This window comes from Sulfurimonas sp., from assembly GCF_041563035.1.
Taxonomy (GTDB): Bacteria; Campylobacterota; Campylobacteria; order Campylobacterales; family Sulfurimonadaceae; genus Sulfurimonas.
In genome coordinates this window covers 1-11,786 of sequence record NZ_JBFFNS010000014.1, presented here as the reverse complement: position 1 = coordinate 11,786, position 11,786 = coordinate 1, and the positions used below count along the sequence as shown (strand labels likewise).

Here is an 11,786-nt window from a genome sequence, read left to right as displayed (position 1 = left end):
TTATGTCAGGAATATTAATGCCCATACCACAAGTACTAGCCCCTTCTCTTTTAAGCATAATTGACTCACTTGAAGAAAACCGTGTAAAGATAGGATCTGAGTGGATTGAAATACCTGCCGTTAAAACTGTTTTTACAAATTATAAAATCGGTGGTAAAAAATTTAGAGATGGCTATGGGATACCTATTATAGAATACTTTATTGCTGTTGTTCGCCAAGAAAAAGAAGCAGGTGATTGCCCTATAATGAGCAAGTTGGTCAACTTCTTGCTAGAAAAGAATATTACCCCAAAAGATGTTTTTGATATCTGTATGGGACTTCGTAGAACATTAGTCTCTTTTGTGTTTAGAGAAAAACTTGTGCAAAATGACGCAAGTAAGTATATGGACGAGATTGCAACTCTCTTTGATGCAAACCTTTCCGGTGTACTTGCTATTTTCACAACTTATTATGAGAAAAAACAACAAGCTGAACAGAGATCAAAAATCCAGCAAAAAAAGTTTTCTCAGATTTTAAAAATTATAAATTTTATCAACACAAAAATTATTATAGTTCAAAATGGACATATTATTTTAGCAAACCAACCATTTTTAGAAGCCATAGGTGTACTAGATATTAGAGAGTTTAACAAGAACTTTTCTAGCACATTTAGTTTCATGAAAAATGTAGAAAGTTCATCAAATATAAAATTTGATATAAATAATGTAGATGAATGGTTAAATAGTGTACATCAGTCAAATAAGCCTTTTACTACAAATATTTTTAATAATAAAATGGCAGATGTCTTTACTTATAGCGGTCGTATTACAACTCTACCTGATAGTGAACCTACAAAGTATATAGTCAGTTTTAACAGCATCTCTTCTCATGTCGCGGATGAAGCACGTATCAAAGAGAAACTTGAACATGATACTCTTACAGGACTTTACAACTATGTTAAGTTTGTGCATTTACTAGGTGAAGCTCAAAGAAAAGCATTAGTAGATAAAACTCAACTTGCATTGGTGATTGTTGACATTCCATGTCTTAAGGAGATTAATCAAAAGCAGGGCATGGAAATGGGTGACAAGACAATAGTAAGTGTTGCTAATGATATAAGTTCAAAAGCTGATAATACTATGACAGTGGCTCGCCTTGAGGGAAGCAGGTTCGGGATAATAATGCCGTATGAAAGTGAGCAAGAGAGTTACAACTGGTGTAGCGCACTTCATATTGAGATGAGTAAAAAGCCCGAGAGAAAAACTATTGCTATTACGGCTTTTGACCTTAGTGAAACTGTAAATAGTGTTCAGATTAGAGCCGGCAGTATTGTAGATGAGATAAACTCGTCTCAAAACGGTATCGTTGGAACTGATTTTGAAGATATTGAACTATATGAAGCTCTTCCTGACCAAGAACGATTTACCAAGAGATTGAAAAATCTAAAGAAGGTAAAGACAACTATCTATCATAAAGGTTTAGCAATCACTTCTGAGAATAAGATAGTTTTTTTAAATAAGGATACCGTTTCTGTACAATTGTCTAATAAAGAGTTTTGTGCAACCGGACAAAATGAAATTATCTATTTACAGTTTCCTCTTTTTGGAATTGTAAAAACTTCTGTATATAGTGTTAATGATAAAAACAACACGGTAACTCTTCACAGATTTAGGATGAATAAACATACACCTCTAAAGCGCGAGATGTTCCGTGTAGATGCAGAAGAAAATATAAAAGTGCTAGTCTTGTCTGACGGTCCCGACTCAGAAGGCGTTATAATTGATATGAATGAGCAGTTTATTGCTCTAAAGCTCAAGCGAAAAAAAAATATAGATGAAGGAAACTTCGTCTCTATAGAAGCTGAAATTCCAATAAATGAGATTGTAACAACATTTTCAACTGAAGCAACAGTCAAGAAGATTGAAAAAATAAAAGATGGTTTTAAAGTTGTTCTTTTATGTCATCTAGATTCTATAAACAAAGCTATATTACAGCAGTACATAGCTAAGCGTCAGATGGAAATAATCAGTGAGTTAAAAAGAGATTCTTAAGGGTTACTAGAGATGCCATTAACTACAAACGATTTGTAATAAACCTAACTATTAAAAATACCAACATACTGAAACCTATGATTACTGCTGCTAATGGAGCACTATAGCTTAGCCCATAACTATTAAATCTATCAAAAATAAGAACAGGTGTAGTCATAGGGTGATAAACTAAAATTACGATTGCACCAAACTCACCAAGACCTCTGCTCCACATCATTAAAGCACCGTTTATTATGTCTTTTTTTGCATTTGGGATTGTAATCCTGAAAAATACATTAATAGGTGAAGCCCCCAATGTTCTTGCTGTTTTTTCTAACTTTACATCCACTTTTCTAAAGCCGTCTTTTGCACTGTTTATTAAAAATGGAGCTGATAAGAACATCATAGCTATCATGATTCCGTATTCTGTACCTATAAACTCTATGCCGAAAAATTTAAAAAACTCGCCTATATTTGTGTCTCCAAAAGTTGTAAGAAGAGCGATACCTGCGGCAGTGTGAGGTATCATTACCGGAATATCAATTAGTGACTCGACTAAGCTTTTACCATAAAAATCATATCTGGCTATTACATAAGCAAGTGGCAATCCTGTAAAAAGTACAAAAACCATTGCCCATGCAGATACTTTCATGGTAAGGATTATAGAGTCAATAGCTTCACCGTCTTTTATAGTTTCAAGAAGCTTTTCACTTCCTACTCCAATGAATATTTTTATTATAGGCACACTAAGAAAAAACACAATAATTAGTGCTAAGACTACTAAGGTTATGTTAAATAAATTGCTTTTGTTTATTGCTTTCATTGTATCGCCTTCTTACTTTTTTTTACTCTCTATATTAAAACAGGTAGTTAAGTTCAAAACGTCCGTCTAAACTATCTGCATCTACCTTCTGGGTATCGTTATATCCTAGTCTTAGACGCCATTGCAGATCAACTAAAGCAGGAATATTTTGTACAAACCCTACATAGTAGTAGTTTTCATCAAAATAACCTTTAGACTCATCTGCATCTGTATGAAGGATTGACATCTGTATAAACATATCAGTGTATACACCTTTTTTATTTGCATTACGTACTAGCTCAACGCGGTAACTTTTAGTGTTTGCCATCCAGTTATAACGAGCCATTGAACGAGTGTAACCCGCTGTCGGAAATCCACGCCATGGAGTGATTAAGTCAGCTTCATCAAAGACTTGTGAATACCCAAGATTTAGTTTATAGACATCAAACTTTGCTACCAAACGTGCTGCGAGCATCTGAGAGTCAAGAGAATCAGCATTTTTATATCCACCGCTTTCTCCACTTAGTCCGGCTAGTGTTCCTTTATATGCTGCTCCACCAATCTTACCTGCACCATTGTCAAATTGTTTTATATAGCGTACACCAGGTGATAAAGAAAAACTACCCATATTTATTTGGTAGTTTGCCTCTGCCATTATCTCCGATACAAGTTCAGGTACCACGTAAAATGAAGCGTCTAGTTTTAAATTCTTAATTGACTTATTGTGTAGATCACCTACTATTAGCGGTGCTTCTGTGCTCACACCGGCAGCTTTAAGATTAGTATACGTAAGCCCTTTATGCATCGCTGTATCATCATTTTCACTCCATTCTGGATTATTAGATGAAGATGAATTACTGTCTCCGTACATAAGATTAGAGTGTGACTGCGTATGATCACGAAGTTTTTGCTCTGTTAAGTATCCTAGTTTGATAGCAGTATTTGGAACTGCTTTTGTTGCAATTACTACACCGTCAAATGTATTTGGAATCATCTTTGTATCATTTGATTTTGTATAGAAAGTCTCAACTATTTGACGACCTACAAGTAACTCAGTTTTAGGTATACCTTTGTAGCTGATATAAGCTTGACCAAGAACTGCCATAGACTTATTTCCAGTGTTTGTATAGTCAAATCTGCTAAGAATATCTTTACCCGGTTTTAAACGGTTTACAGGGTCGCTGTTATCATCAAAGAATGCTTGTGAATAGTATAAACCTGCAGTAAAGTCAAAGTTAGACAGAGTAGCACTTTTATATACTACTGATCCACCAAGAGCACTCGCTATGTGAGTACTTTGATCTGCATTTTCTTTCTCCCATGCATAGTAAAAAGTATTAGAACGAAGACGTCCATAAAACTTACCCTCTGTAAACATTTCTGTAAAGCTATCAACAGACCCAGGCTTTTCATTGTAAACTTCCTGATAGTTTGTTTTCAATGTATGCTTTGAGAGTTTATCATCTGCATATAAACTTGTAGATATTATTAAAGCACTCGCTAAGAGGCTGATTTTAGTTAACTTTTTATTCATATTATTTCCCTTTAATTATTTTTATTTTTCTTAAGCATTTATGCTTAACAACTCATATAAAACTGATGTCTTTTTTATCGAACCCTATTTGGATTATCTTTTTTCTGTCTGCATAACAGCCTTCATAGTCTCTTTTTAAGATTTTGATAAAGAACTGGTGCTGTTTAACTTTTACAAAAAGTTTGTAGTGATCAACTATTCCCATACACTCATCAACAACTCCCTCAAAGACATAATCAGTTTTAAGCTCGCCATTTTTAGCCACTTTGATAACATTTGGATCTACTGAGTAGACTTTTGAAGAGGATTCATATCCAAGCATCGTTGCCGGAAAGATATTCTTAAAACCCAAGAACTTTGCCACTTCTATATTTGCAGGCTGGTTTAAAACATCTTTAGCATTTCCTACCTGCTTAATCTCACCATCCATTATAATCGCGATTTTATCGGCTAGGTAAGAGGCCTCTCTAAAGTTATGCGTTACATGAATAGTTATAACGTTATATCTTCTGTGAATGTCTTTTAAACTCTTCATAATCGCATTTCTAAAAGTTGGGTCGATTGCACTTAACGGCTCATCCAAAAGTAGAATCTTAGGTCTTGAAAATATAGCTCTGGCTATAGCTACACGTTGTTTTTCGCCACCGCTTAAATCCTGAGTCTCACGTTCAAGAAGATTTTCCAACTTTAAAAAATCTACGATATCTTTAAACAGCTCATCTGCATCTTCTATCTCTTTATATTTAGATGAAAATCTTATATTCTCTTCTACATTCAGATTTGGAAACAGGGCAAAGTCCTGATATACAAAACCTATATCTCTCTTCTCAGTTGGCACTAAAGAGATGTCATCACCTTTATAGATTATATTTCCACTGCATGGATTTAGTCCGGCAATAGTCTCAAGTAACATAGTCTTTCCACTTCCACTTTGACCAAGAAGAACAAAATACTCATTGTTTTGTATATCTAGGTTTATGTTGTGAAGCAAAAAGTCACCTGTGTTACTTGATAGGTTCTGTATTTTTAAGTAGTCCATTTTATTTTACTTTCCTATTATGGAAGCATCTCCAGAAATATTTGCTGGAGAGATGACTCCCTGACCATTTTTAATCATGATCTCTTGACCTTCGTCTGAAAGCACAAAGTTTACAAACTTGATGGCACCTTCTTTGTTTGCGGGTGATTTTTTATTTTGTGCAACCGTGATACCATAAACCATAGCTCCACCTTTTTTAGTTATGAATTGACCTGGTTTTTTCCCGCTAATTTGAAATGAGGCAGTTTTGTAGAACTCTTTAAACTCATTATCTTTTAGAGATACTTCTTTAGGCAGAGTGATATAGTTTAGTCCATGCTGCTCGGCAACTGATTTATAGATATAGAGATAATCATATGCATTAGCTTCAATAAGTCCGAGTAAGTCTGTCTCTTTTGGTCTGACTATTACTTTATTTCTATCTTCTTCACCAACGCTATATGACTCACCATATCCAAATAGCTTGTCATAAAAACCTGGAGTCTTGTAGTGCTCTTCTGCCAGTTTTGTTACCAAAATAGATCTATATCCACAAGGGTCCATATTTGGATTTGAGTGACCGACTTTAACACCATCTCTTAAAAAGATTTCAGTCCAGTTTTGTGAATTTATCTCATTCGCATACTTTGCTTTTGATGTATAGGCAATTGCCATCTCATTGGTTGCAAATTGTGCATTGAATTTTGCATGATTTGGAATAAGCAGGTTATTAATTACATTATAATCAGCACTAGCCATTACATCGGCAGCCTTACCAATCTCAGAGATCTTTCGAGCCGCCGCTCTGCTTCCGCTAGCTTCTCTTTGTACATCGTACTGAGGATATTTAGCTTCAAATGCCTTTTCTATATCTGCAAATGGAACAGCTAAACTACCAGCATGAAATACAGTAATCTTCTCTTTTGCCAAGATGCTAGATGCCAATATGACACTTAATCCCAGACTTAGCAATATTTTTTTATTCATCTTCTTTTCCTTAGTTAAACAGATCGACTTGATCTTGCGTATAAAGACAATTAAATTTAATTACCTTAACGCTTTCTTGCTCGTTTATTGAAGCTGTCGCTTCATCTGTTACAAGAATACAATTACTGTCATGTAAGACCGTAATCATCCCTGAGCCATATTTATTATTTTGAGTCACTTTGTATTCTCCATTTTTGTAAAACCCAAGCACAACGTTTACACGACCTGCTTTTGTTTTAAAACTTTGGATATTTTTAGCAATATCTATATCATGGTAAATACTTAAAGAACCTTGCATCTTATGCAAAACTGGAAGTGCAAAGAGATTCATGTTTACCATTGCCGTTAAAGGATTTCCAGGCAGACACATAACAAAGGTCTTTTCCATCTTTCCCATCATAATAGGACGACCGGGCTTTATATTCACACCGTGAAAGGCAATCTCTAAACCATTACTTTGAAAGGCTTCTGCCATAAAGTCTGCATCTCCCATAGAAATACCACCCGTTGTAATGATTAAGTCATAATTTTTTAGCTCACCAACGTACGCTATGGATTTCTCTAAAGAGTCAGGTACAACACCTGTATAAGTGGCTTCAAAACCTTTCTCTTTTAAAAGTGAGATGATTGCATAAGAGTTACAGTTGTAAATCTCATCTTCACTTGCACTCTCCCATGGCTCTTTTAGCTCGTTTCCAGTAGATACAACAGCGATGTTAAGCTTCTTGTATAGTGAGAGCATAGTTATGCCTTGAGAAGCTAATATCGCAGCCATAGCAGATGTAACAACCGTACCTTTGTTAAACAATATATCTTCCAAGGCTTTTTCTTCACCTTTAAATCTTAGACAAGAGTTTTTCTTTACATCTTCTTTGATAGTAACTTCATCATTTTCATAGTTCAAAACATCTTCTATTGGGATGATAGTATCTGCATCTAGAGGAACTTTAGCTCCTGTCATTATCTTATAGCACTCGTTATCTCCCAAACATTCATCAGAATTCTCACCAGCCAGAATCGTTTTTACAACTCTAAGTCTCTTTCCTGCATCTGCGGCTTTTATAGCAAAGCCATCCATAGCAGAGTTGTTAAAAGAGGGCAGGTTCTTAAGACAGAAGATATTCTGTGCTAAAACTCTCCCGATAGAATCTTCTATATGAACTATTTCTTGTATGCCTGGAGTCTCTGCCATATCAAGTGACAAAGAAACTGCATCTTTAAAATCTAAATATTTATTCATGATAAAGCCTTTATCTGTCTGTATGATTTTCCTATTTTTGATACCACATAGAGAATCTCATCACTGCTTAAATTTTTACAAAAAGACAAAGACAAGGCTTGTCTGCTTTGCAACTCTGAGTAACCCATAGTTTGGATTATTCTAGAGGGGCGTGAAAGGCCCAAAGAACATCCTTCTCCATTTGTTACATAGATATTTTCCAGACTTAAGTTTCTGATAACTTCTCTTGCTTTTATCCCTTTTAATCCAAAGTGAACAACGTTATCGAGTGTTGCATCTGGATCTACAAAGAAGATGAGGTCATCTTTTATAGTCTCTGCTAAAACCTTGATGAACTCATCTTTACAAGAAATAAGTTCTATATCTTTATTCACAGCATCTGAGATAAGTTTTAAACCAACCGTATCTATACTCGATATATTTTGCTCATCAAAGAGCTCATTATGAAGCAGTACTGAGTGCGTAAAATAACCGCTGAGTTTGTAAACATCAAAGTAAGCAACATCGCAATCAGTAGCGTCCAGTGTTGCTGATATATTTGAGATAAGAGTTCCGCTAAAAAGTTCTTTAATCTTTTTCAAATCAACTTTTACAAAAGTGTCAATGATGTATGGTGATACAAATAGGTACTCATGTTTAAGAGAGTTAATTGTCTTGTAGTCGATTGTTCCATCAGGCATAAGGTTTACATATCTCACACCAAAACCTAATGACTCATAAAGCTGGGCCGCTTGAACTACTGCCTCACTCTCACCAAGACTTACCGCGATGTCAGTTCTTAACTCAAGCATCAAACCTAAAAAACCTTCTTTTGAAAAAGAGAAACTGTGCAGACAAGAAAAGTTAAATCTTGAAGCTAAACTTTTACTTAAACTTTCAAACTCTGTATTGCTGTTTAAAGCTTCGATGCTCAAAGTATTTGATACTGAGACATCATTCGCCTCAGGATAATTCAAGTAGTTTAATTTATACATCTTGGCTCTCCTTCGTACAATGAATAATATCTCCGTCTGCCATGAAAATCTCTTCAAATTTTTTAGTTGAGAAATCTCTTACTTCTTTTTCTAAGAGCTTATATTTGTCTATAAGTTCTTTAGCTTTAGGAGTTAGAGAAGTACCGCCGGAATCTCTTCCTTTTTTTACTATTACTAAATCATCTTCAATATACTCTTGTAGTATTTTGATATGAGTCCAGGCTTTTTTGTAGTTCATTCCAACTCTTTTAGAAGCTTCGGAGATAGAACCTGTTTCATCTATGAGTTCTAAGATTTGAGTTTTTCCACCGCCAAAGATTAGATGCTCATTGTCATCTTCAATCCAAGTCTTAACTTTTACTACCATGATGAATCCTTGTTCTAAAACATCCAAGTTGACAATATATAACTTCGATATCACTTTTTTTTGTAGTTGAACCAACTTTGTTCAAAGAAAACTCTTTTGCTATTTCCCATGATATGCTGCATTCTACTTGTTTTTTATCATTTGCTTTTAAAGATAACTTTTCATATATATCATCTCTTTTTTCGCCAAAATCTTTGTTTCCAAAAACACCAAGTTCACAGTTGTCGATTTTAAGACTGTATTTTTTGGTAAGCTCAGCTATTTCTTTTGGTTCTATATTCAACTCTCTAGCCAATTTAAAAGCATCTAAACAATTAATCTTTCCATCATCATTTAGATAGTGCTTTAAAATTTGGGCTGTGTTATCCATGAACTCTTCCACTATGAGTATATATGTTCATTTTTCTACCTCTAGCAAAGCCTATAAGAGTTATTCCGTGTTTATTGGCTGTTTGTACTCCAAGGTATGTCGGAGCAGTTCTAGATACCACTATAGGGATTCTATGCATAACAGCTTTTACAACCATCTCAGAGCTTAGCCTTCCACTTACAAATAAAACTGCTTTTGTAGTGTCAAGTCCATCTATTTTACACTTGCCTACAGCTTTATCTATTGCATTGTGTCTACCGATATCTTCGGCGGTTACAACACTTTTATCTTCTAGAAACAGCATTGCTTTATGAACACAACCTGTCAGTTTATATAGTTCGCTGTCAGCGTAGAATTTTTTAACTTCATCACTGATAACTTCCGGGCTAATCACAAAACTGGTCTGGTTAAAGGGAATTTCCAGACTTCCGGCAACATTTCCGGTAATTCCGCCACCACAACCGCTTACCAGTGTTTTTTCTTTATATAGGTTTTGTAGTGAGTCTGTATCAACTGCTGCTTTGATATCAACTCTTAAACCGTCTTCGCTTACTTCAATAGACTCAACATCACTTATATCAGTGATTACATTTTCGCTCATTAAAAAGCCAATGGCGTGAGCTTCTTGATCTTTAGGTATACACATCATAGATATGATCTTTTCACCATTGAGGTAGACATTTAGTCTTGCTTCTTCAATGGTTACATCTTCTACTTCTATAATCTCATCACCGTTTACTCTGTCGATGATGATAGTCTTTAAATATTTACTATTTGGCATTTTGAACCTCTTTAACTATGCTGATTTTGCATATTTTAACTTATTAATATAAGTGTCAACATAATTTAATACATTAATATGAAAAATCAGCATATTAATATTACTTATAAAAGAACACTCCACCAAAATGGAGGAATGAACTAATAACCTGTTAGACTTCGCCTTTTTCTTTTAGCTCTCTATAATAAGAACTATGAAGAATCTCGACTTCCTCTTCTTCTTTGTGACCATCAATCATACTGTGGATAGCACCTTTAATCGCAAATACTGCCATGTATATATGAACAAAGAATAGAGCTACAACAGCTAATCCTAAGGCATTATGAACAATAGCACTTGCTCTTAAAAAGTCAATTTGAGAGATCTGGTATGTGTCTAGCATATCAAGTCTAAAGTCTTGAAAATACATAGCCCCACCAGTTCCTATCATTATAAATCCACCAAGAGTAGCTAACCAATACCAAGTTTTTTGCCCGGCATTAAATCTGCCTGCAGGGACCGGTTTCTTGTTTTTATTGAGATAACCGCCTACAATCATTAACCATTTGATGTCATCCCAATGAAGGAACATCCATCTGAGCCACATAAAAAACATAGGTATAATACTTACTATAAAAAGAAGTGTTGAGATCGCATGAATCTCTTTACATACTCTTACAAATTCTCCACCGCCAAAAGTACTAGCAAACATCATAATTAGACCAGTTGGAATAAGTAAGATAAATGATATACCTGCAATGGCATGAACGATTCTGTGAAACAAAGTAAATACATAGATCTTCTTTCTGTCATGAGAGAAAATCATTGGACCTATTACCATGTAGTGTAGTAGAAACACTGCCGGTACTCCAAATAAAACACCTAAAAACAGTGGTTTAAAATATGTACTTTGTAAAATAGTAAAATATTGTCCTAAATGTAATGAACCTTTTTTATCGTAACCAAGGATATTATCAACTAGGTTGTCGCTCCATACAACACTTTCACTAGCACCAAAGGCTAGTGAAGAGAGTGCGATAAGTGCGATTATTATATATTTACTTTTCATAATAATGTCCTATATTTTAGAACCATATGCTGTTGACCATCCATAAGGTTGTGTTTTAACACCATGGCCAACTGACAATACTCTTTCTCTATATATAGAAGAAATTTCTTGTGAATCACCAACAAGTAATGCTTTAGTAGAACACATAGCAGCACACACCGGTACTTTACCTTCTGCGATTCTATTTTGCCCGTATAGTTCTCTTTCTGTATGTGAATTAGTCTCTTCTGGTCCACCGGCACACATAGTACATTTATCCATAACACCTTTTACTCCAAAAGCACCATCTAGTGGAAACTGAGGAGCACCAAAAGGACAAGCGTATAGACAATAAGCACAACCAATACATTTTTCTTTGTCGTGTAAAACGATACCGTCCTCTCTGATATAGAAACAATCAGTAGGACAAACTTGCTCACAAGGAGCATCTGTACAGTGCATACAAGCAATAGATAGAGAGTATTCTAAACCTTGAATACCTTCATTCATAGTAATTACTTTTCTTCTGTTGATGTTAGCCGGTAACTCATGCGCTTCCGCACAAGCTACTGAACAACCATCACATGAAATACATCTATGCTCATCACAATAAAATTTTAATCTTGCATTTTCACTCATAACCAACTCCTTACGCGTATTCTATGCGGCATAATCCG

Annotated in this window: 12 protein-coding genes; 1 reads left to right on the top strand and 11 read right to left on the bottom strand. The window is 34.9% G+C overall.

The genetic code is table 11. The features are described from left to right. The first annotated feature begins 17 nt into the window (after window positions 1-17). The gene (locus tag ABZC13_RS09625) at window positions 18-2,030 is read left to right on the top strand and encodes a diguanylate cyclase domain-containing protein (protein ID WP_373002844.1); all 2,013 of its coding nucleotides are present in this window, start codon (window positions 18-20) and stop codon (window positions 2,028-2,030) included. Between the two features lie 22 nt (window positions 2,031-2,052). Here ABZC13_RS09625 and ABZC13_RS09620 read toward each other — a convergent pair whose 3' ends face one another. The 11 genes from ABZC13_RS09620 to fdh3B all read right to left on the bottom strand — a co-directional run bounded on the left by ABZC13_RS09620 (window position 2,053) and on the right by fdh3B (window position 11,748). Then, window positions 2,053-2,832, bottom strand: coding sequence for an ABC transporter permease (locus tag ABZC13_RS09620; RefSeq protein WP_373002842.1), 780 nt, complete (start codon window positions 2,830-2,832; stop codon window positions 2,053-2,055). Between the two features lie 34 nt (window positions 2,833-2,866). After that, a complete protein-coding gene (locus ABZC13_RS09615; protein WP_373002840.1) occupies window positions 2,867-4,345 on the bottom strand; it encodes an OprD family outer membrane porin in 1,479 nt (492 codons plus the stop codon). Between the two features lie 52 nt (window positions 4,346-4,397). Next, window positions 4,398-5,384: an ABC transporter ATP-binding protein gene (locus tag ABZC13_RS09610; protein WP_373002838.1), complete on the bottom strand. Its 987-nt coding sequence runs from the start codon at window positions 5,382-5,384 to the stop codon at window positions 4,398-4,400. Between the two features lie 6 nt (window positions 5,385-5,390). Continuing rightward, window positions 5,391-6,350: a tungstate ABC transporter substrate-binding protein WtpA gene (gene wtpA / locus ABZC13_RS09605; RefSeq protein ID WP_373002836.1), complete on the bottom strand. Its 960-nt coding sequence runs from the start codon at window positions 6,348-6,350 to the stop codon at window positions 5,391-5,393. A gap of 10 nt (window positions 6,351-6,360) precedes the next feature. After that, window positions 6,361-7,590 carry a molybdopterin molybdotransferase MoeA gene (locus ABZC13_RS09600; RefSeq protein ID WP_373002834.1) on the bottom strand — a complete coding sequence of 410 codons (1,230 nt, stop codon included), beginning with the start codon at window positions 7,588-7,590 and terminating at the stop codon, window positions 6,361-6,363. Continuing rightward, window positions 7,587-8,564, bottom strand: a complete 978-nt coding sequence (locus ABZC13_RS09595; RefSeq protein WP_373002832.1) for a cysteine desulfurase — start codon at window positions 8,562-8,564, stop codon at window positions 7,587-7,589. Before ABZC13_RS09595 ends, ABZC13_RS09600 begins: the two co-directional genes overlap by 4 nt. Next, a complete protein-coding gene (locus ABZC13_RS09590) occupies window positions 8,557-8,931 on the bottom strand; it encodes a winged helix-turn-helix domain-containing protein (RefSeq protein ID WP_373002830.1) in 375 nt (124 codons plus the stop codon). The genes ABZC13_RS09595 and ABZC13_RS09590 overlap by 8 nt, the downstream gene beginning before the upstream one ends. Then, window positions 8,915-9,301: a ModE family transcriptional regulator gene (locus ABZC13_RS09585; protein ID WP_373002828.1), complete on the bottom strand. Its 387-nt coding sequence runs from the start codon at window positions 9,299-9,301 to the stop codon at window positions 8,915-8,917. Before ABZC13_RS09585 ends, ABZC13_RS09590 begins: the two co-directional genes overlap by 17 nt. After that, window positions 9,294-10,082, bottom strand: a complete 789-nt coding sequence (fdhD, locus tag ABZC13_RS09580; RefSeq protein WP_373002826.1) for a formate dehydrogenase accessory sulfurtransferase FdhD — start codon at window positions 10,080-10,082, stop codon at window positions 9,294-9,296. Before fdhD ends, ABZC13_RS09585 begins: the two co-directional genes overlap by 8 nt. 151 nt (window positions 10,083-10,233) lie before the next feature. Continuing rightward, window positions 10,234-11,130: a formate dehydrogenase subunit gamma gene (locus ABZC13_RS09575; RefSeq protein ID WP_373002824.1), complete on the bottom strand. Its 897-nt coding sequence runs from the start codon at window positions 11,128-11,130 to the stop codon at window positions 10,234-10,236. A 9-nt stretch (window positions 11,131-11,139) separates the two neighbouring features. Beyond that, window positions 11,140-11,748, bottom strand: coding sequence for a formate dehydrogenase FDH3 subunit beta (gene fdh3B, locus ABZC13_RS09570; protein WP_373002822.1), 609 nt, complete (start codon window positions 11,746-11,748; stop codon window positions 11,140-11,142). Between the last annotated feature and the right edge of the window lie 38 nt (window positions 11,749-11,786).

Excerpts from the sequence above, each read along its gene's own strand:
- ABZC13_RS09625 (WP_373002844.1), top strand. The coding sequence starts at position 18 with ATGCCCATACCACAAGTACTAGCCCCTTCTCTTTTAAGCATAATTGAC.
- fdh3B (WP_373002822.1), bottom strand. The coding sequence starts at position 11,748 with ATGAGTGAAAATGCAAGATTAAAATTTTATTGTGATGAGCATAGATGT.
- ABZC13_RS09585 (WP_373002828.1), bottom strand. The coding sequence starts at position 9,301 with ATGGATAACACAGCCCAAATTTTAAAGCACTATCTAAATGATGATGGA.
- ABZC13_RS09610 (WP_373002838.1), bottom strand. The coding sequence starts at position 5,384 with ATGGACTACTTAAAAATACAGAACCTATCAAGTAACACAGGTGACTTT.
- ABZC13_RS09590 (WP_373002830.1), bottom strand. The coding sequence starts at position 8,931 with ATGGTAGTAAAAGTTAAGACTTGGATTGAAGATGACAATGAGCATCTA.
- ABZC13_RS09575 (WP_373002824.1), bottom strand. The coding sequence starts at position 11,130 with ATGAAAAGTAAATATATAATAATCGCACTTATCGCACTCTCTTCACTA.
- ABZC13_RS09620 (WP_373002842.1), bottom strand. The coding sequence starts at position 2,832 with ATGAAAGCAATAAACAAAAGCAATTTATTTAACATAACCTTAGTAGTC.
- wtpA (WP_373002836.1), bottom strand. The coding sequence starts at position 6,350 with ATGAATAAAAAAATATTGCTAAGTCTGGGATTAAGTGTCATATTGGCA.
- ABZC13_RS09600 (WP_373002834.1), bottom strand. The coding sequence starts at position 7,590 with ATGAATAAATATTTAGATTTTAAAGATGCAGTTTCTTTGTCACTTGAT.
- fdhD (WP_373002826.1), bottom strand. The coding sequence starts at position 10,082 with ATGCCAAATAGTAAATATTTAAAGACTATCATCATCGACAGAGTAAAC.
- ABZC13_RS09615 (WP_373002840.1), bottom strand. The coding sequence starts at position 4,345 with ATGAATAAAAAGTTAACTAAAATCAGCCTCTTAGCGAGTGCTTTAATA.
- ABZC13_RS09595 (WP_373002832.1), bottom strand. The coding sequence starts at position 8,564 with ATGTATAAATTAAACTACTTGAATTATCCTGAGGCGAATGATGTCTCA.